An 18,936-nucleotide genomic window follows, 5' to 3' on the forward strand; every position below is an offset into this window, starting at 1 on the left:
GTAGGGAGGCGAGTCTGGGGCCATCCGGGCGGCAGTTCCCCGCTCAATTGCGGAGCCAGCTGGCGGGCCCCTCCTCCGGGATGCCGAACCGCCGGGCCAGCTCCTCGGGGTGGGGCAGCACGTACCGCAGCCTCCTGGTGCGCAGCAGGCCGCTCTCGCGCAGCGACTTGAGCAGGGTCTCGACGCGCCGCTCGGAGGCGTTGACCGCCTGTGCGATCTCCCGCTGGCTCAGCCCCTCCAGCACCAGGCCCTCCTCGGTGCGCCTGCCGTGCTGGGCGCTCCACCGCAGCAAGCAGCCGACCACTCGCGGGAACACCCCGCGGGTCTGCGCCAGCTGCCGCGCGTCGTTGTCCACTTGGCGCTGGTAGGCCGTGTACTCCACCAGGGTGCGCACGTCTTCGTTCTCCTGGCGCAGGCGCATGAAGACGCGCGCCGCCAGGTAGGCGGCCTCGCCGTCGCGCAGGGCGATCACGTGCGCGCTGCGCGGCTGCTGCCAGATCAGGCCCAGCTCGCCGACCAGCGTTCCGGGGCCGACCAGGCTGACCAGCGGGTCGTGCCCGTCGCACGGCAGCACGACCTTGAGCAGCCCGCTCTCGATCAGCAGCGCCTCGTCGCTGGTGTCGCCCGCGGTGATGAGGATGTCGCCCTTGCGGAAGCGCCTTCGCCGTCCCGCGGCGGCGCGCAGCGCGTGCAAGCCTCGTTCAGCAGGGTTTTCGGACACGGGGACATGGTCCGGCGTCAAGTCCTGCACGCGGGTGACCGCCGTTGGATTTCACGCTTTCAGCCGAGCAGGTGTCCAGAGTGGCCCCGATTTATCGGGTTTGGAAAATGCCGGTCGGGCCGCCCGGTGACGGGCGGCCCGACCGGTCCGGTTCACTCCACGACGCGGATCGCGCCTGCCGGACACAGGTGTGCGGCTTCGCGCGCCTTCCGCTGGTGCTCGCCGGAGGGCGACGGGTCCAGCAGCACCACGGTGCCGTCCGCCTCGTCCTGGTCGAACACCTCGGGGTCGGTCAGCGCGCACATGCCCGCGCCCGCGCAGCGCTCCTTGTCCACCTCGACCTTCACGAGAACGCCACCGGCAGGCTGTGCACGCCGTAGATGCCCATGTCCGTGCGCATCGGGATCTCCTCCACGGGGACCGCCAGCCGCAGGTCCGGGAACTCGCGGAACAGCGCGTTGAACCCGACCCGCATCTCGATGCGCGCCAGCTGCTGGCCGAGGCACTGGTGCACCCCGTGGCCGAAGCCGAGGTGCCCGCTGGCGGACCGGTGGATGTCGAACTCGTCGGGCCGCTCGAAGCGGTCGGGGTCGCGGTTGGCCGCGGGGATCGACAGGATCACCGTGCTGCCCGCCTCGACCAGCTTGCCGCCCACCTCCACGTCCTCCAGCGCCACGCGCCCGGTGCCGAACTGGATGATGGAGGCGTACCGCAGCAGCTCCTCGACGGTGTTGTCCACCAGCGACGGGTCGGCGCGCAGCGCGGCGAGCTGCTCGGGGTGGCGCAGCAGCACCAGTGTGCCGAGGCCGAGCATGTTCGCGGTGGTCTCGTGGCCCGCGACCAGCAGCAGCAGCCCCATGTTGGCGACTTCCTCGTCGGTCAGCTCACCGCTGTGGACCAGGCCGCTGAGCATGTCGTCGCCGGGCTGGTCCCGCTTGCGCCGGGCGAGGTCCGCGACGAACCGCTCGACCCGTTCGAGGGCACCCATGATCTCGTCGAACGGCACGTCCAGCGACAGCATCTTGCCGGTGTCGCGCTGGAACCTCTCCCGCTCCTCGTAGGGCACGCCCAGCAGCTCGCAGATGACCAGCGACGGCACCGGCAGCGCGAAGTTCGGCACCAGGTCGACCGGCGAGCCCAGCGCCCGCATCCCGGCCAGGTGCTCGGCGACGATCTGCTCCACGCGCGGCAGCAGCTGGTTCATCCGCCGCACGGTGAACTGCCCGGTCAGCAGCTTGCGGTAGCGGGTGTGGTCGGGCGCGTCCATGTTGATGAACATGCCGGGCTTGGCGGGTGGCTGGGTGGGCACCACCTGGCCGCCCACGGTGATCGGCGCGTGCTGCAGCTCTGCCCGGTTGCTGAACCGGCGGTCCGCCAGCACCTCGCGGACCAGGTCGTAGCTGGTGACGAGCCAGCCGTGGTGGCCGTCGGGGAAGCGCAGCTCGCTGATGGGCTTCTCGGCCCGGAGCGCCCCCAGCTCCGGCGGCGGGTCGAACGGTGTGCTGCGCGTGGTGGGCAGCACGGGGTGCAGCGTTTCGGTCATCTCGCACACCTCCCAGTGCGTTGGCGAAGACCTCTTCGCAAGGTACAGAAGATTCACGAACTTGTGAAGGCGATTAAGCCGATGGAGAAGATGTCGGGTTCCTTCGACTACCCGTAGTAGATGTGCTACACAATGCCGGAGAGGTCGGACGAGGGGGTGGGGACAGTTGGTCATAGAAGTGCGCGACCTGCGGATGCGCTACGGGACCGTGGACGTGCTGCGAGGGATCGACTTCACCGCGCGGCGCGGTGAAGTCGTGGCGCTGCTCGGGCCCAACGGCGCGGGCAAGACCACGACGATCGAGATCCTGGAGGGCTTCCGGGCGCCGTCGGCGGGACACGTGCGGGTGCTGGGCGTGGAGCCGGTCCACGGTGACGAGGCGTGGCGGGCCCGGCTGGGCGTGGTGCTGCAGTCCTGGCGCGACCACGGCCGCTGGAAGGTCCGCGAGCTGCTGCACCACCTGGGCCGGTACTACCAGCCGTACGGCACGCCGGAGCGCTCCCGGCCGATGGACACCGACGAGCTGATCAAGACCGTCGGGCTGGCCGAGCACGCGGACAAGAAGATCGCCAGGCTCTCCGGCGGCCAGCGCCGCAGGCTGGACGTGGCCATCGGCATCGTGGGCAAGCCGGACCTGCTGTTCCTGGACGAGCCGACCGCGGGCTTCGACCCGCACGCGCGCCGGGACTTCCACGACCTGGTGCACCGGCTGGCCGACCTGGAGGGCATGACGATCCTGCTCACCACGCACGACCTGGCCGAGGCGGAGAAGCTGGCCGACCGCATCCTGGTGCTGGCGGGCGGGCGCATCATCGCCGACGGCAGCCCCGACCAGCTCGGCAGGCAGGTGGCGGGCCAGTCGGAGGTGCGCTGGACCAGCGGCGGGCAGCGGCACGTGCACCCGACCGAGGACGCCACCCGGTTCGTCCGCGAGCTGCTCGCCGGGGACGACGGCGTCACCGAGCTGGAGGTGCGGCGCAGCACCTTGGAGGACACGTACATGGCTCTCGTGCAGCGGTTCGAGAGCGGCCAGGGGGAGGAGGTGGCCGCACTGTGAAGGGGCACACCGCGCACGCGGCCCGGCTGGGGCTGGAACGCGGCCTGCGGGAGTTCCGGCACACGCTGCTCAGCGCGGACCAGACGTTCAACCTGTTCGTCATGGTGGCGTTCGTCGTCGTGCTGGTCCTGCAGCGCGATTCCACCGTGGAGGGCACCGCGCTGTCGCTGGCGGCGGTGACCATGCCCAGCTCGCTGGGCATGATCGTGGCGTTCAACGGCCTGGTCGGCCCGGCCGGGCAGCTGGCGGTCAACCGGGAGGACGGGACGCTGCTGCGCGCCAAGGCGGTGCCCGGCGGCGTGGTCGGCTACCTGGTGGGCCGGATCACCCAGGTCTCCCTGGACGCCCTGATCAGCGCGACCTGCGTGCTGGTGTCGGGCCTGATCGTGGTCAGCGGCCTGCTCGGCGGCACGAACTGGCCGCTGCTGGCGGCGGTGTTCGTGGCCGGGCTGCTGGCCACCATGCCGTGGGGCGCGGTGGTGGGTTCGCTGACCCGCAGCCCCCAGGGCGCGATGGGCCTGACCATGCTGCCGATGATGGGGCTGACCGCGATCTCCGGCATCTTCTACCCCATCTACGGGATGCCCCAGTGGGTGCAGGGCGTGGCCCAGGTCTTCCCGGTCTACTGGGTGGGGCTGGGCACCCGCTCGGCGATGCTGCCCGACGAGGCCGCCGCGGCCGAGATCGGCGGCTCGTGGCGGCACCTGGAGACCTTCGGCGTGCTGGGGGTGTGGGCGCTGCTGGGCTTCCTGCTGGCGCCTACGATCCTGCGGCGGATGGCCCGCCGGGAGTCGGGGGCCGACATGGAGCAGCGCCGTCAGGCGGCGCTGCAGAGGGGCTCGGTGTGAGCGAGACCGTCCACAACCGGATCGCCATGCTGCGCGCGGAGCGAGGGGTGTCGCGCAGGCAGCTGTCCGAGGCGCTGGGCATCCACTACCAGACGGTGGGCTACCTGGAGCGGGGCGAGTACAGCCCGAGCCTGTACCTGGCCCTGCGCATCGCCCAGTACTTCGAGGTCCCGGTCGAGGTCGTGTTCTCCACCGAACCGTTCCCCCGGCTGGGCAGCGGGGAGAGATCGGCGTAGCCGCCCGCGCCCCGGTGCTCGCCGGGGCGCGGGCTGACCCGCCTCGCGGTCGTGACTACAGCGTCGTGGCTACAGCGTCGTGACTACAGCAGGGACTCGATCACGTCGGCGGCGGCGCGGGTGCCGCCCGCCGCCCGGATCTCCCGCTGGAGCTCCGCCAGCCGCGTGGCGACGGCGGGATCGGAGACCAGTTCGGTCACGGCCGCGCGCAGCCGTTCGGGGGTGGCCTCCGGGTGCGGCAGGTAGCGCCCTACGCCCAGCTCCTCCAGCCGCGCGGCGTTCATGTGCTGCTCGCCCAGCGTGGGCACGCCGACCATGGGCACGCCGTGGTGGAGGCCCTCCATGGTCCCGCCCATGCCGCAGTGCGTGATGAACGCGCTCGCCTTGGCCAGCACGGCCTGCTGCGGCACCCAGGCGTGCAGCTCGACGTTGGCCGGGACGGGGCCGAGGTCGGCGGGGGAGACGTGCTTGCCGATGCCCATCACCACGTGCCACCGCGTCCCGCCGAACGCCTCCAGGCAGCGCCGGTAGAACTCCGGCCGGTCGGTGTAGGCCGACCCCAGCGAGATCAGCAGCACCGGCGCGGAACCGGGCGCCTCCCAGTCCCCCTCGTGCGCCCGCCGGTCCAGGCACGGCCCCACGAAGGTGTACTTGGGGTCGACGGTGTCGCCGTTGATCTGGAACGAGCGCGGGATGCTGACCACCGCCCGCTCCGGGTGCCCGACGTAGGTGCGCCCGTCCACCGCCGAGCCCTGCTCGCGCAGCCACGCGTCGAGCTGGTCGAAGAAGTCCAGCACGTCGGGTTGGGAGTACACCTCACCCATCTGCTCCTCCCAGCCCTCGTAGGTCACGAAGGTGGGGGAGAACTGGATCGCGGGCACGCCCCAGCGCTGCGCCAGCAGCCGCGCGGTCCACGCGCCGATGTCGTAGACGACCAGGTCGGGCCGGTCGTCGGCGAAGGCGGCGGTCAGCTGCGGCAGCACGGCCTTCGCCTCGGCGAGGAACAGGTGCATGGCCGGGGCGAGGTCGGTGGGCCACACCTGGTCGGCGGCGGGCAGCGTGGTCTCGTAGCGCACCGGCGTGGCGCCCGCGCGCTCGACGGCGGCGGCGAAGGTGTTGTCCACCGCGTAGCCGACCCGGTGGCCGCGGGCCACCAGCTCCGCCACGACGGGCAGCGTCGGGTTCACGTGCCCGTGGCCGGGGATGTTGAGGAAAGCGATGTGGGACAAGGTCGTGCTCCTGTTTTCCGGGATGACTCGGGCCCCGTCGCGCGGTGCGCGCGGGTTGGCGGTCAGAGCCGGAAATCAGAGGTAGATGACCAGGAATCCCCACATGCGCTCGACGGTAGCGCGGGTGCGGACGGACCGGCCACCGAGTTGTCCGCCACCGCGGGCGGCGCGGCGCGCGACACGGGAAAACCGAGGGTGATGTAAATCACGGGTCATCGGTGTGATTCCGGCGGGTAACCATCCGATAGTCCTTGTTTCCGCAGGACTTCCACCCACTCACCCGATCGGGCACATACGGTGCGAGGCCGCTTGCGCCCCGTGTCGGTCGCCCGGTGCCCGGCGGGTCTGTGCGAGGTCCGCGAAAGTGCAACTACGGTGTCCCGTCATGGCCCCCGTTCCCCTGTGTCCGGCTGAAGCCATCCCCCTGCGTGCCGAGCCCTTCGTGGACATCGCGGAGGCGGAGGACTTCATCCGGCTGCACCACGCCGAGCACCCGGAGGCCGGTCCCGTCGAGGACCGGCTGGCGCGGGTGCGCGCCGAGATCGCGGCGACCGGCACCTACCGGCACACCCCCGAGGAGCTGACCTTCGGGGCGCGCGTGGCCTGGCGCAACAGCGCCCGCTGCATCGGCAGGCTCTACTGGCGCAGCCTGAAGGTCCGCGACCTGCGCGACCTGCGCGACCCCAAGGAGATCGCCGACGAGTGCGTCGAGCACCTGCGGCTGGCCACCAACGGCGGCAAGATCCGGCCGGTGATCACGGTCTTCGCGCCGGACGAGCCCGGCGCGAAGGGGCCGCGCATCCACAACGAGCAGCTGATCAGGTACGCCGGGTACGTCGGCGCCGACGGCGGCGTGCTGGGCGACCGGCGCAACGCCGAGCTGACCGCCGAGGCGGTGGCGCGCGGCTGGCGGCCGCCGCCCAAGCGCGGGCCGTTCGACGTGCTGCCGCTGATCGTCTCCCGCGCGGGGTACGACACCACCATGGTCGAGCTGCCGCGCGACGCGGTGCTGGAGGTGACCCTGCGCCACCCCGAGCTGCCCTGGCTGGCCGACCTGGGGCTGCGCTGGCACGCGGTGCCCGCGATCAGCAACATGCGGCTGCGCATCGGCGGCGTCGACTACCCGGCCGCGCCGTTCAACGGCTGGTACATGGGCACCGAGATCGGGGCGCGCAACTTCGCCGACACCGACCGCTACGACCTGCTGCCCTACCTGGCCCGGCGGATGCGGCTGGACACCTCCTCGGTGCGCACGCTGTGGAAGGACCGGGTGCTGGTCGAGCTGAACCGGGCGGTGCTGTACTCCTTCGCCGCCGACGGGGTGACCATCACCGACCACCACACCGAGTCCGACCGGTTCCTGACCCACGTGCAGCGCGAGGAGGCGGCCGGGCGGTCCTGCCCGGCCGACTGGTCGTGGATCGTGCCGCCGATCTCGGGCGGCGCCACCAGCGTGTTCCACCGGTACTACTCCAAGGAGGAGTTGCTGCCCAACTTCTTCCCGGCGGGCACCACGGGGGTCTGCCCCATGATCAACTGACGGCGGTCGGGTGAACGGGTTCACCGTGAACGGCGCGGTGTGGCCTGCGTCACCTTTGATCGACTAACGTGGTCCCCCGTGAGAGTGGGCATCCCCGCGGAGTCGCGGCCCGCCGAGCGCCGGGTGGCCGCGCTGCCGGAGACGGTGGCGCTGCTGACCGGCGCGGGCCTCGCGGTGGACGTGCAGTCCGGGGCGGGGCGGCACGCCCACGTCCCCGACGCCGCCTACCAGGCGGCGGGCGCGACCGTCGTCCCCGACCACCCGGCGGGCGCCGCCGAGGTCCTGCTGTCGGTGCAGCCGCTGGACCCGGAGCGCGCCCGGCTGCTGCGGGAGGGCGACATCACCATCGGCTTCCTGCCGCCCGCCGCCGAGCTGGACCTGGTGCGCGTCCTGGTGGAGCGCGGCGTGACCTCCTTCAGCCTCGACCTGCTGCCCCGCGTCACCCGCGCGCAGGGCATGGACGCGCTGTCCTCCCAGGCGCTGGTGGCGGGCTACCGGGCGGTCCTGGTCGCCGCCGAGCGGCTGCCGAGGTTCCTGCCGATGTTCACCACCGCCGCCGGGACCGTGCCGCCCGCCAAGGTGCTGGTGCTGGGCGCGGGCGTGGCCGGGTTGCAGGCCATCGCCACGGCGCGGCGGCTGGGCGCGGTGGTGGAGGCCTACGACGTGCGGGCGGCGGCCGCCGAGGAGGTGCGCAGCCTGGGCGCGCGGTTCCTGGAGCTGTCCCTGGAGACCCAGTCCGGGGTCTACGCCGCCGAGCAGTCCGAGGACTTCCTGGAGCGGCAGCGCGAGCTGATCGCCGAGCGGGTGGCCGCCTCGGACGTGGTGATCTGCACCGCCGCCGTGCCGGGGCGGCGGGCGCCGGTGCTGGTCACCCACGACATGCTCAAGGCGATGGCGCCGGGGTCGGTGGTGGTGGACCTGGCGGCCGAGTCGGGCGGCAACTGCGCCGCCTCGACCCCCGGCGAGGACGTGCGGGTCGGCGAGGTCCTGGTGCACGGGGCGCTGAACCTGCCCAGCTCGCTGCCGGTGCACGCGAGCAGGCTCTACGCCCGCAACGCGGCCAACCTGCTGCTGGCGATGACCGAGGACGGCGTGGTGCGGCCCGACCTCGACGACGAGGTGATCGGCGGCTGCTGCCTGACCCACGCCGGGCGCGTGCGCCACGGACCCACCGGGGAGCTGCTGTGATCGACCTGCTGACGATCTTCGTGCTGGCCGTGTTCGTCGGGTTCGAGGTCGTGTCGAAGGTCTCGACCATCCTGCACACGCCGCTGATGTCCGGCGCCAACGCCATCCACGGCGTGATCCTGGTCGGCGCGATCCTGATCACCGGTCGCGCCGAGGGCGGTCCGGAGCTGGCGCTGGGGCTCGCGGCGGTGTTCCTGGCCACGGTCAACGTGGTGGGCGGGTTCGTGGTCACCGACCGGATGCTGGAGATGTTCAAGGGGCACAAGCGGTGAGCCCCACCTGGGTCCAGCTCGCCTACCTCGTCGCCGCGCTGTGCTTCGTGCTGGCGCTCAAGGGGTTGAGCACGCCCCGGTACGCGCGGCTGGGCAACCTCGTGGGCGCGGCGGGCATGGCGCTGGCGGTGGTCACCGCCTACGCGCACGGCGCGGTCCACAACGGACCGCTCATCCTGCTCGCGGTGGCGGCGGGCGCGGTGGTCGGCGTGCCCGCCGCGCGGTCGGTGAAGATGACCGCCATCCCGCAGATGGTGGCGCTGTTCAACGGAGTCGGCGGCGCGGCGGCGGCGCTGGTGGCGCTGGTGGAGTTCGTCGAGGTGGACGGGTCGGCGCTGTTCGACGTCGCCACCGTGCTGACCGTGCTCATCGGCGCGGTGAGCTTCTCCGGCAGCGTGGTCACCTTCCTCAAGCTCCAGGAGGTGATGACCACCCGCCCGGTGCTGCTGCCCGCGGGGCGGTTCGTCGGCGCGGGTGTCGCGCTGCTCGGCCTGGCGCTGGCGCCCGCCGTGGTGGCGACCTCGTCGGTCCCGCTGCTGGTGGCGCTGTTCGCGGTCGGGCTGGCGCTGGGCGTGCTGTTCGTGCTGCCGGTGGGCGGCGCGGACGTGCCGATCGCGATCTCCCTGCTCAACGCCTTCACCGGGTTGGCCGTCGCCGCGTCGGGCTACGTGCTGGGCAACACGCTGCTGATCGTGGCGGGCACGCTGGTCGGCGCGTCCGGCACCATCCTGACCCGGCTGATGGCGCAGGCGATGGGCAGGCCGCTGGCCAACATCCTGTTCGGCGCCTTCACCGCCGCACGGGCCACCGCCGCGGGCGGCGAGCAGCGCACCGTGCGGTCCGGCACGGTCGAGGACGTGGCGATCCTGCTGGGCTACGCGCACTCCGTGCTCGTCGTGCCCGGCTACGGGCTGGCCGTGGCGCAGGCCCAGCACGCCGTGCGGGAACTGGCGCAGCTGCTGGAGAAGCGCGGGATCAGGGTGGACTACGGCATCCACCCGGTCGCCGGGCGGATGCCGGGGCACATGAACGTGCTGCTGGCCGAGGCCGACGTGCCCTACGAGAACCTCAAGGAGCTCGACGACGTCAACCCCGGCATGGGCAGCGTGGACGTGGCGCTCGTGGTGGGCGCCAACGACGTGGTGAACCCCGGCGCGCGCGACGACCCCGCCAGCCCGATCTACGGGATGCCGATCTTCGAGGTCGACCACGCCAAGGCCGTGGTGTTCATGAAGCGCTCGATGCGCCCCGGTTTCGCGGGCGTGGACAACGGCCTGCTCTACCACCCGAAGACGACCCTGCTCTTCGGCGACGCCAAGGACTCCCTGACCAAGCTGCTCACCGCCGTGAAGCAGCTTTGACCCCCGCGAGTCGAACCCCCAGAACCCCCGAGTTCAACACTCAGGACGACCACGCCCGCCCCCGGTGTCACCCACCTATGGGCGACTCGCGAGGCTAGAGCTCGTAGTCGGGCACGGGGGCGCCCAGGGCTTCGCCGAAGGCGTGGTCCGCGCCGACGCCCGCCCACCACGTCCGCTGCTCCTCGGTGTCCACGCCGGGCACGGTCACCGCCACCCCCGACGCGCGGATCTCCCGCAGCATCAGGCCGATCGCGCGGTGCAGCAGGCCGGGTTCGCGTCCGGCCAGCCTGCGCACCACCGAGGGGGCCAGCACCACCGCGTCCACCGCCAGCTCCTCCAGCAGCGCCAGCTCCGCCTGGCCGCCGTTGAACGCGGCCAGCCCGGTGGCGATCCCGCTGTCCCGCAGCACCCGCGCGTTGTCCTCGCCCTCGGCCACCAGCATCGACCGGGTGTCCAGGTACAGCCGCAGCGCGTCGGCGGGCAGCCCGGACTCGTCCAGCGTCCGCTTCACCGCGCCGACCAGGTCCTCGTCGCTGGACTGCATCGGCGACAGCTCCACGTGCAGCGCGCCCGCGTCCCAGCCCGCCGCCGCGGTGGCCGCCTCGCGCAGCGCCCACCGCGCCAGCCGCAGCGACAGCCCGGTGCGCTCGGCCAGGTCCACGCACTCGTCGTGGCCCAGCTCCGCCCACCGCAGCCGGGCCAGGTGGCCGGTCACCGAGCCGTCGGCCAGCGCCACCACCGGCTGGTACTCGACCTCGATCTCGCCGCCGTCCAGCGCGCCCGGCATCCGCGCGGCGCGGGCGAACCAGGTGCGCGCGCGGTCGTCCTCGTACCGGTCGTAGGGCAGCCACTGCCGCGCGCCCCGGCGCTTGGCGCGGTGCAGCGTGGCGTTGGCCGCGCGCAGCAGCTCCGCCGCGTCCCACCCGGTCGGGGGCCGGTCCACCACGCCGATGCCCGCCGACAGCGCCACCCCGGCCCCGGTCGGCTCGGCCAGCGCCGCGTAGATCCGCTCCACCATCGCGGGCACCCGCGGCGTGGTGGGGGAGTTGTCCACGACGATGGCGAACTCGTCGCCGCCCAGCCGGGCCACCAGCGCGCGCTCCTCCGCGACCACGCGCTCCAACCGCCGCCCGACCTCCCTGAGCAGCTCGTCGCCCCCGGCGTGGCCGAGACCGTTGTTGACCACCGAGAAGGCGTCCAGGTCCAGGTGGTACAGGGTGATCCCGGCGCCGGAGGAGCCGTGCAGCGCCTCCAGCCGGGTGGTGAAGTGCTGCCGGTTGGGCAGCCCGGTCAGCGGGTCGCGCAGCAGCTGGTGGTCCAGGTGCGCGCGCAGCAGGTGCAGGTCGCTGATGTCCTCGACCACGGTCACCTGGTAGGCGGGCCGCCCGTCCTCGTCGCGCAGCAGCGACACCGCCACCCGCACCCACAGCGCCTCGCCGTCGGCGCGCCGCAGCCTGCGCTGCTCGCGTTGCCGGTGCTCCAGCTCGGGGCCCCGCGCCGCCGCGTCCACCGGCTCGAACAGCGCGGCCACCTCGCGCCCCACCAGCTCCTGCTTGGTCACCCCGGCCATGGTCGCCATCGAGTCGTTGGCCTGCAGGCAGATCCCGCGCAGGTCGCTGACCGCGATGCCCAGCGCGGAGGCGTCGAAGACCTCGTGGAACCGCGCCTCGCTGACCCGCAGCCCCCGCTCCGCGCGCTGCTTGGCCGACAGCAGCGCCCAGGTGATCTCCTCGTGCTGGTCGAGGGCGTCGTGCCGCACCGCGGAGGCGAAGCTCGCGCCGAGCACGCCCAGCACGGCCACCACCTTCCCCGGCAGGTCCGCCACCCCGGCCAGCTCCGGGGCCTCCAGCAGGGCACGGCCCAGCACCTCCACCGTGCGCTGCAGCGCCTCGTGGTTGGTGAAGCGGGCCCGCACCAGCTCCTCGCCGACCGCGCCCGCCGGGTCCGGGCGGAACGGCTCCGCGCGCAGCGCGTCGACCACCACGCCCACCAGGCCGAGCAGGTGCCGCTCGACCTCGGCGGAGGACATCGGCACGTACGCGGTCTGGTACACGGCCCGCGTCCACGCGCGGGCCAGCAGTTGGGCGGAGTGCTCGTGCACGGCAGGCGCACCTCCCACTGCTCGGTCGCGTGGAGGTTACTGACGGACACGACCACTGCGGCAGGTGTGGAACGCTCTTGACCCCGATCGGCCTAGCGGCTGGGGTCAACACACCCACTGCCAGCCGCCGCGAGGGCGAAATCCGGACCCTTGCGGGTGATCCGCGTCCGATGCGGGATGCTCCACTCCGGACACCCCGCCGCGGCCGTGGATCAGTACCCTTGGCCCATGTCGGACGAGGCTCGCACGCTCACGGACGTGGTCACGCGGCTGCGCCGCGCCCTGCGCACCAGCATCCGCTCGGAGTGGCCGTGGGACGCGCTGCCCATGGCGCGGGTGGAGCTGCTGCAGACCCTCGCCGAGCGCCCGCCGATGCGGGTCGGCGACCTCGCCGCCGAGCTGCGGCTGGCCCCCAACACGGTCAGCGGCCTGGTCGGCCAGCTGATCGACGGCGGGCTGGTGACCCGCGCGGGCGACCCGACCGACCGGCGGGTGGCGCGGCTGTCGGTGACCCCGCTGGGGCACGAGAAGCTCGCGGTGTGGCAGAGCGCGCACGAGAAGCGCATCGGCGCGGCGCTGGACCGGCTGGAGCCGGGGGAGCGGGAGGACGTCGTGCGGGCGCTGGCGGCGCTGGACCGGCTGGTCGACCACCTGCGCACGAGTTGACCGCCCCGCGCGGCGCGCTCGCCGCGGTGGCGCTGGGCGGCGGGTTGGGCGGGCTGGCCCGGTACGGGCTGGGCCTGCTGGTGCCGGGACCGTGGGGGACGCTGCTGGTCAACGTGCTGGGGTGCGCGCTGATCGGCGTGCTGATGGCGTTCGCGCCGCGCGCGCACCCGCTGGTGCGTCCGTTGCTGGGCGTGGGGGTGCTGGGCGGCTTCACCACCTTCTCGGCCTACGCGGTGGACGCGGTGCGGCTGGGCGGCGCGGTGGCGCTGGGGTACTTGGGCTTGACGCTGGTGGTCGCGCTGACCGCCACCGGGGCGGCCCTCGCGGTGACCAGGAGGCTGCTGGGGTGACCGCCCTGCTGGTGTTCCTGGGCAGCGCCGCCGGGGCGTCGCTGCGCTACCTGGCGGACCGGTTCGTCCGGTCGCGGTACCCGTCGCCGCTGCCGTGGGCGACGCTGGCGGTGAACGTCGCGGGCTGCTTCGCGCTGGGGTGGCTGGTCGGCGCCGAGCCCGCGGTGTGGGCGCTGGCGGGCACCGGGGTCTGCGGCGGGCTGAGCACCTACAGCACGTTCGGCTACGAGACCGTGGCGCTGCTGGAGCGCGAGCGGTACGGGTGGGCGCTGGCCAACGTGCTGGCCAACGTGGTGGTCGGGGTGGGGGCGGCGGCGCTGGGGTGGTGGATCGGCCGCTGACGCCGCCGCCGCACTCCGCTAGGCGGGGGTCAGCCTGCTCAGCACCGGCGGCAGGTCGTCGGTGTGCAGCACGCCCAACCGCTGCGTGGCGCGGGTCAGCGCCACGTACAGGTCGCTGGCCCCGCGCGGCGACTCGGCCAGGATGCCGCTGGGGTCGACCACCAGCACCGAGTCGAACTCCAGGCCCTTGGCGTCCACCACGCCCAGCACCACCACGGGCGCGTCCAGGTCGTCGGTGGCGTCGGGGACCGCCGCGCGCAGCTGCGCCAGCCGGGCGGCGGGCACGATCACCGCCAGCTTGCCGTCGCCGATCGCCGCGGACTCCTCGGCCACCGCCGCGGGCAGCGCGGCGGTCAGGTCGGCCACCCGGCGCGACCACGGGGCGTGGCCGCTGTCGCGCACCGAGGTCGGCGGCACCAGCTCCGGGTTCACGCTCGCCAGCACGTCCGCCGCCACCGCCATGATCTCCGAGGGCGTGCGGTAGTTGACCGTCAGCTCGGTCAGCTTCCAGCGGTTCATCACGTAGGGCGAGAGCACCTGGTCCCACGACGTGGCGCCCGCGATGTCGCCGGTCTGCGCGATGTCGCCGACCACGGTCATGGACTTGGACGGGCAGCGGCGCATCAGCGTCCGCCACGCCATCGCCGACAGCTCCTGCGCCTCGTCCACGATGATGTGGCCGAAGGTCCAGGTGCGGTCCGCGGCGGCGCGCTCGGCGGCGGTCTCGTAGCGCTCGGCGCCGTGCCGCTCGGCCAGCCGGTAGGCGTCGACCAGGTCGGTGGCCATCAGGATGTCCGGGTCGGCGTCGTCCTCCAGGTCCAGGATGTCCAGCACGCCCTGGGCGTAGTCGACGGCCTGCCTGCGCTGCCGCTCGGCGCGGGCCTTGGCCTCGGTGTCGTCCTCGCCCAGCAGCTCGGCGGCCTCGTCCAGCAGCGGCACGTCCGCGGGCGTCCACGGCGAGCCCGGCTCGCGCACCAGCAGCGCCCGCTCCTCGGCGCTGAGCTTGGGCGCGGCCTTGGCGATGCGCTGGGGCGAGGCGAACAGCTCCTCCAGCAGCCGCTGCGGGGTCAGCGTGGGCCACAGCCGCTCCACCGCGGCCCGCACCGCGTCGTCCTCGCGCAGCTCGCGGCGGATGTCGTCGATGTCGGCCTGGTCCAGCAGGTGCCTGCCGAGCCTGGCCACGGCCTGCGCGGCCAGCGCGCTGATGATCTCCCGCTGGAAGGTGCGGCGGGCCTCGTTGTGCGGCCTGCGGGTGCGCCGGGCCCGGCCGCGCGCGTCGGAGATCATCCGCCGGTCCAGTCGCAGCACGTCCTGGTCGAAGGGGATCTCGACCAGCGAGGGCGCCTCCTGCCGGTCCTTGATCGCGCGCGCCACGACGTCGGCCATCTCGATGCGGCCCTTGAGCGCCGCGGTGCGGGCGGGTTCGCGCCCGGTGGCGGTCAGGCCGGGGAACAGCTCGCCCACCGTGGACAGCAGCACGCCGGTCTCGCCCAGCGACGGCAGCACCTGGCCGATGTAGCGCAGGAACGTGGAGTTCGGGCCGACCACCAGCACGCCCCGCTTGGCCAGCTGGCGGCGGTGGGTGTAGAGCAGGTAGGCCGCGCGGTGCAGGGCCACCGCGGTCTTGCCGGTGCCCGGACCGCCCTGGACGACCACCACGCCGTTGAGGTCGGTGCGGATGATCCGGTCCTGCTCGGCCTGGATGGTGGCGACGATGTCGCCCATCTGGCCGGTGCGGCTGGCGTTGACCGCGGCCAGCAGGGTCGCCTCGCCGGTCAGCCCCTCCCGGCTGTGCCTGGCCTCGGCGGAGTTGATGTCGAGCACCTCGTCGTCGAAGCCGACCACCTTGCGCTGCCTGGTGCGCAGGTGGCGACGCCTGCGCACGCCGTCCGGCGCGGCGGCGGTGGCCAGGTAGAACGGGCGGGCGGCGGGCGCGCGCCAGTCCATCAGCAGCGGCTCGTACTCCTTGTCCTCGTCGAACAGCCCGATCCGGCCGATGTAGAACCGGTCACCGGTGTGGAAGTCCAGCCGCCCGAAGCACAGCCCGTTCTCCACCGCGCTGTACTGGGCGAGTTGATCGGAGTACATGGCCACCGAGGTGTCCCGCTCCGACCTCATCTGGTGCGTTCCGCCGGTTTGCCGGAGCGCGCCCGCCAGGCGCTTCGAGCTCTGCTCGCGCAGGTCGTCCAGCCTGCCGTACAGCATCGACACGTATTCCTGCTCCGATTCGATTTCCACGAGTCGGAGGTCGTCGGAGGGGCTTGACAACGTGCCTCATTTCTCGATACCGTCGTTTGTCAGGCAGTTACTTTTTCGCCTGTCGCTGTTCTGCGCGCGCGCAGAACGACTAATCTACACGTTCCCCGGCCCTTGGCCGACCCCCTCCGGCGCAGCGATCCCGCCCGGTCCTCACCCGTCCGGGTGAGATCCCGGTCGGTACCCGCGGTGAGCGCGTTCCGCCTGTTGAGGGGCGTGCGGCGGGCACGCGGGTGAAACCCGGCGGTGGGCGCCGCGTTCGCGGGCAGGCTGGGACGGGTGAAGGAGCAGCGCCAGGAACTGGTCCGGCTGTGCCGGTGCGCGGTGGCCCGGCCGCGCTGGCAGCTCGTCGCCGCGGTCGCGGTCTCGCTGTGGTCGGCGGCCTGGGTGCTCGGCCAGGTCCGCGGCGCCCCCAGCCCGCTGGACGTGCTGCGCGCCCCGGTGGCCTGGGCGGGCGCGCCGACCGGCTGGCTGGAGGCCGCGTCCGCCTGGTGCGAGGGCCGCACGTCGTTCCTGGCGGTCGTCGGCGGCCTGCTGTGGGCGATGACCACCGAGCGCCAGCAGCTGAGCGCGCTGCTCGGGTGGGTGGCGGTGATGCTGGCCGCGGAGTCGACCGGCTACGGCGCGGTGCACCGGGCGCTGCTGGCGCTGGCCTGCCTGCTGGTGGTGCTGGGCGTGGCGTCCATCCCCGGCAGGCGGGCGTTCGTGGTGGACCGCGTGGCGCTCATCCCGCGCGACGTGCTGCGCGCGGGTTCCACCGCGCTCGCGCTGTCGGCGGTCGTGCCGCTGGTGGCGCCCGGCCTGGCGGTGGCCGCGCTGCTGCGGCCCTACGTCACCCGGCCGCCGCGTCCGCGCCAATGGAGTTCCGCAAAACCGCGCTCGGAAAGCGTCGAACCGGTCGGGGTGCCCGCGCCGCGCGGTTGATCCGGCGCGCGGGACCGTTATTTAGCGGACTGGCATGTGAGTGGTGCTCATGTGCGGATCACGTTATCGAGTCTTTGTTACCCGGCGTTTGGCTTACTCGTCCGTATACCGCAAGATGACCCGCGTGCATGACAATCCCGCCGAAAACCGCTTAGCCAAGGTGATGCGCCGTCAGCCCGTTCAGCAGCGGGGCGCGGCGACCGTCACCGCCATTGTCGACGCCTGCGCGGCGCTGCTGAACGAGCACGACTACGACGACATCACCACCGCCCGCATCGTCGAGCTCGCGGGCGTGCCGATCGGTTCGTTCTACCAGTACTTCCCGGACAAGCGCTCCGTGGTGCACGCGCTGGCGCTGCGCGGCATGGAGGACTACCTGGCCCAGGTGGAGGAGCTGTTCGCCGACGACGGGCCCGCGCCGGACTGGCGGGAGGCGATCGGCCAGGTCGTGGCGGTCTACCTGCGGATGCTGGTGGAGGTGCCGGGCTTCGGCCGGGTGCGGTTCAGCGACCTGCTCGACGGGCACCGCCTGGACGCCAGCATCGACCAGTACGAGCTGATGGCCGAGCGGCTGCGCGAGCTGTTCTGCGGGCGCTACGAGGTGCGCGGGCCCGCGCCGGTCATGCTGACCTTCCGGATGGCCGCGCAGACCGCGGACGCGCTGTTCAAGCTCGCCGAGCGGGTGGCCCCCGACGAGCGGCAGCACGTGCTGGAGACCGCGAACGGCATGATCTTGAAGATGCTGGCCGGGGTGTTCGACCCGGAGTGACTTGCCGCGCCGGTCCCGGTGGTGTGGGGTGGACCGGTGACGGGCGACGACTTCGACGTGATCGTGATCGGCGGCGGCCCGGTGGGGGAGAACGCCGCCGCCCGGACCGCCGCGGGCGGGCTGCGGACCGCGCTGGTGGAGCACGAGCGCCTCGGCGGCGAGTGCTCCTACTGGGCGTGCATGCCGAGCAAGGCGCTGCTGCGCCCCGGTCACGCGCTGGCCGCCGCGCGCCGGGTGCCCGGCGTGCCGGTGGGGGAGCGGCTCGACGCCGCCGCCGTGCTCAAGCGGCGCGACGGGTTCACCTCGGACTGGGACGACAGCGGTCAGGTCGCGTGGGCCGAGGGCGCCGGGCTGACCGTGGTGCGCGGTCACGGCGAGCTGGTCGGCGAGCGTCGCGTGGACGTGGGCGGCCGGGTGCTCACCGCCTCCCGCGCGGTGGTGGTGTGCACCGGCAGCGTGGTGCGCACGCCGCCGCTGGAGGGGCTGGCGGAGGTGCCCCACTGGACTTCGCGCGAGGCGACCTCGGCCCAGGAGGTGCCCACGTCCCTGGTGGTGCTGGGCGGCGGCGTGGTCGGCGTGGAGATGGCGCAGGCGTGGGCCAGGCTGGGCTCGGCGGTGACCCTGGTCGTCTCCGGGGAGCGGCCGCTGCCCGCCTTCGAGCCCTTCGCCGGTGAGCTGGTGCTGGAGGGGCTGCGCGCGGACGGCGTCGAGGTCGTCACCAACGCCAGGGCCAGGTCGGTGTCCCTGGTGGCGGGCGGCACCCGCCTGAGCGGTGATGGCGTGGACGTGGTGGGCGAGCACCTGCTGGTGGCCACCGGGCGCAGGCCCGCGACCTCCGGCCTGGGCGTGGAGCGGTTCGGCTTCACCGCGGGCGAGGCGCTGCCGGTGGACGACACCGGCCGGGTGGCCGGGCTGGACTGGCTCTACGCCGCGGGCGACGTGACCGGCCGGGCCCCGCTGACCCACCAGGGCAAGTACGCCGCCCGCGCGGTGGGCACCGCCATCGTCACCGGCGCGGTGTCGCCCGAGCCGTGGAGCGCGGCCGCGGCGACGGCCGACCACACCGCCGTGCCGCAGGTGGTGTTCACCGATCCCGAGGTGGCCGCGGTGGGGCGCACCGCGGCGAAGGCGCGCGAGGCCGGGCTGGAGGTCCGGGTGGTGGACCTGGACATCGCGGTGGCCGGGTCCGCGCTGCACGCCGACGGCTACCGGGGCAAGGCCCGCATGGTGGTCGACGAGCGGACCCGCACCCTGGTCGGCGTGACCTTCGCCGGGCCGGACGTGGCCGAGCTGATCCACGCGGCGACCGTGGCGATCGTGGGCGGGGTGACCGTGGACCGGCTCTGGCACGCGGTGCCGTCCTACCCGACGATCAGCGAGGTGTGGCTGCGGCTGCTGGAAGCCTACGGCCTCTGAGGCATTCCCCTGGGATGACCCCGATCAATTTGCCGCGGCTGTTCGGAATTGCCGCGGCGGGATTTCCCGGTGCGCCGGGAAATCACGATCCGGTGTCACTTGCCGGGGCGACGCGCGC

Annotated in this window: 19 protein-coding genes; 13 read left to right on the plus strand and 6 right to left on the minus strand. The window is 73.2% G+C overall.

Features of this window, described 5'->3' with window-relative positions:
- Positions 1 to 43: 43 nt before the first annotated feature.
- The 3 genes from JOF41_RS02465 to JOF41_RS02475 form a co-directional block, all read right to left on the minus strand.
- Positions 44 to 721: a Crp/Fnr family transcriptional regulator gene (locus tag JOF41_RS02465; protein ID WP_189222015.1), complete on the minus strand. Its 678-nt coding sequence runs from the start codon at positions 719 to 721 to the stop codon at positions 44 to 46.
- Positions 722 to 873: 152 nt separating this feature from the next.
- Positions 874 to 1,068, minus strand: a complete 195-nt coding sequence (locus JOF41_RS02470; RefSeq protein WP_189222014.1) for a ferredoxin — start codon at positions 1,066 to 1,068, stop codon at positions 874 to 876.
- The gene (locus JOF41_RS02475) at positions 1,065 to 2,264 is read right to left on the minus strand and encodes a cytochrome P450 (protein ID WP_189222013.1); all 1,200 of its coding nucleotides are present in this window, start codon (positions 2,262 to 2,264) and stop codon (positions 1,065 to 1,067) included. Before JOF41_RS02475 ends, JOF41_RS02470 begins: the two co-directional genes overlap by 4 nt.
- Before the next feature lie 193 nt (positions 2,265 to 2,457).
- On the opposite strand from JOF41_RS02475, the gene JOF41_RS02480 reads away from it, so the two are divergent.
- Genes JOF41_RS02480 through JOF41_RS02490 form a run of 3 tightly spaced genes read left to right on the plus strand, consistent with a single transcriptional unit; the run spans position 2,458 to position 4,405 of the window.
- On the plus strand, positions 2,458 to 3,321 hold the full coding sequence (locus tag JOF41_RS02480; protein WP_209623995.1) for an ABC transporter ATP-binding protein: 864 nt from the start codon (positions 2,458 to 2,460) through the stop codon (positions 3,319 to 3,321).
- Positions 3,318 to 4,169, plus strand: a complete 852-nt coding sequence (locus JOF41_RS02485) for an ABC transporter permease (RefSeq protein ID WP_189222012.1) — start codon at positions 3,318 to 3,320, stop codon at positions 4,167 to 4,169. The genes JOF41_RS02480 and JOF41_RS02485 overlap by 4 nt, the downstream gene beginning before the upstream one ends.
- The gene (locus JOF41_RS02490) at positions 4,166 to 4,405 is read left to right on the plus strand and encodes a helix-turn-helix transcriptional regulator (RefSeq protein WP_189222011.1); all 240 of its coding nucleotides are present in this window, start codon (positions 4,166 to 4,168) and stop codon (positions 4,403 to 4,405) included. The genes JOF41_RS02485 and JOF41_RS02490 overlap by 4 nt, the downstream gene beginning before the upstream one ends.
- An 83-nt stretch (positions 4,406 to 4,488) precedes the next feature.
- On the opposite strand, the gene JOF41_RS02495 is transcribed toward JOF41_RS02490, so the two are convergent.
- Positions 4,489 to 5,700: a macrolide family glycosyltransferase gene (locus JOF41_RS02495; RefSeq protein WP_372448516.1), complete on the minus strand. Its 1,212-nt coding sequence runs from the start codon at positions 5,698 to 5,700 to the stop codon at positions 4,489 to 4,491.
- Between the two features lie 319 nt (positions 5,701 to 6,019).
- Between JOF41_RS02495 and JOF41_RS02500 the strand changes: the two genes are divergently transcribed.
- From JOF41_RS02500 to JOF41_RS02515, 4 genes are all read left to right on the plus strand, one after another.
- Positions 6,020 to 7,174 carry a nitric oxide synthase oxygenase gene (locus tag JOF41_RS02500; protein ID WP_189222009.1) on the plus strand — a complete coding sequence of 385 codons (1,155 nt, stop codon included), beginning with the start codon at positions 6,020 to 6,022 and terminating at the stop codon, positions 7,172 to 7,174.
- A 78-nt stretch (positions 7,175 to 7,252) separates the two neighbouring features.
- The gene (locus tag JOF41_RS02505) at positions 7,253 to 8,362 is read left to right on the plus strand and encodes an NAD(P) transhydrogenase subunit alpha (RefSeq protein WP_307867189.1); all 1,110 of its coding nucleotides are present in this window, start codon (positions 7,253 to 7,255) and stop codon (positions 8,360 to 8,362) included.
- Positions 8,359 to 8,634, plus strand: coding sequence for an NAD(P) transhydrogenase subunit alpha part 2 (locus tag JOF41_RS02510; protein WP_209615800.1), 276 nt, complete (start codon positions 8,359 to 8,361; stop codon positions 8,632 to 8,634). The genes JOF41_RS02505 and JOF41_RS02510 overlap by 4 nt, the downstream gene beginning before the upstream one ends.
- Positions 8,631 to 9,995 carry an NAD(P)(+) transhydrogenase (Re/Si-specific) subunit beta gene (locus tag JOF41_RS02515; RefSeq protein ID WP_209615803.1) on the plus strand — a complete coding sequence of 455 codons (1,365 nt, stop codon included), beginning with the start codon at positions 8,631 to 8,633 and terminating at the stop codon, positions 9,993 to 9,995. The genes JOF41_RS02510 and JOF41_RS02515 overlap by 4 nt, the downstream gene beginning before the upstream one ends.
- A gap of 94 nt (positions 9,996 to 10,089) precedes the next feature.
- Here JOF41_RS02515 and JOF41_RS02520 read toward each other — a convergent pair whose 3' ends face one another.
- Positions 10,090 to 12,096, minus strand: coding sequence for a diguanylate cyclase domain-containing protein (locus tag JOF41_RS02520; RefSeq protein ID WP_307867190.1), 2,007 nt, complete (start codon positions 12,094 to 12,096; stop codon positions 10,090 to 10,092).
- Between the two features lie 228 nt (positions 12,097 to 12,324).
- Here JOF41_RS02520 and JOF41_RS02525 point away from each other — a divergent pair, with 228 nt between their 5' ends.
- The 3 genes from JOF41_RS02525 to crcB are packed head-to-tail and all read left to right on the plus strand — an operon-like array spanning position 12,325 to position 13,453.
- Positions 12,325 to 12,762, plus strand: coding sequence for a MarR family winged helix-turn-helix transcriptional regulator (locus tag JOF41_RS02525; RefSeq protein WP_209615806.1), 438 nt, complete (start codon positions 12,325 to 12,327; stop codon positions 12,760 to 12,762).
- Positions 12,759 to 13,112, plus strand: coding sequence for a fluoride efflux transporter FluC (locus JOF41_RS02530; protein ID WP_209615809.1), 354 nt, complete (start codon positions 12,759 to 12,761; stop codon positions 13,110 to 13,112). Before JOF41_RS02525 ends, JOF41_RS02530 begins: the two co-directional genes overlap by 4 nt.
- Positions 13,109 to 13,453 (plus strand): fluoride efflux transporter CrcB, encoded by a 345-nt coding sequence (gene crcB / locus JOF41_RS02535; protein ID WP_189222006.1) that lies wholly within the window; start codon positions 13,109 to 13,111, stop codon positions 13,451 to 13,453. Before JOF41_RS02530 ends, crcB begins: the two co-directional genes overlap by 4 nt.
- A gap of 18 nt (positions 13,454 to 13,471) precedes the next feature.
- On the opposite strand, the gene JOF41_RS02540 is transcribed toward crcB, so the two are convergent.
- Complete coding sequence (locus tag JOF41_RS02540; protein WP_209615812.1) at positions 13,472 to 15,721, minus strand: HelD family protein; 2,250 nt, start codon at positions 15,719 to 15,721, stop codon at positions 13,472 to 13,474.
- A gap of 234 nt (positions 15,722 to 15,955) precedes the next feature.
- Between JOF41_RS02540 and JOF41_RS02545 the strand changes: the two genes are divergently transcribed.
- The 3 genes from JOF41_RS02545 to JOF41_RS02555 all read left to right on the plus strand — a co-directional run bounded on the left by JOF41_RS02545 (position 15,956) and on the right by JOF41_RS02555 (position 18,818).
- A complete protein-coding gene (locus JOF41_RS02545) occupies positions 15,956 to 16,633 on the plus strand; it encodes a hypothetical protein (protein ID WP_307867191.1) in 678 nt (225 codons plus the stop codon).
- 124 nt (positions 16,634 to 16,757) lie between these two features.
- Positions 16,758 to 17,402 (plus strand): TetR/AcrR family transcriptional regulator, encoded by a 645-nt coding sequence (locus tag JOF41_RS02550; protein WP_307867193.1) that lies wholly within the window; start codon positions 16,758 to 16,760, stop codon positions 17,400 to 17,402.
- Between the two features lie 36 nt (positions 17,403 to 17,438).
- The gene (locus JOF41_RS02555) at positions 17,439 to 18,818 is read left to right on the plus strand and encodes a dihydrolipoyl dehydrogenase family protein (RefSeq protein WP_307867194.1); all 1,380 of its coding nucleotides are present in this window, start codon (positions 17,439 to 17,441) and stop codon (positions 18,816 to 18,818) included.
- Positions 18,819 to 18,936: the final 118 nt, after the last annotated feature.

It is taken from the genome of Saccharothrix coeruleofusca (assembly GCF_017876325.1).
GTDB lineage: Bacteria > Actinomycetota > Actinomycetes > Mycobacteriales > Pseudonocardiaceae > Actinosynnema > Actinosynnema coeruleofuscum.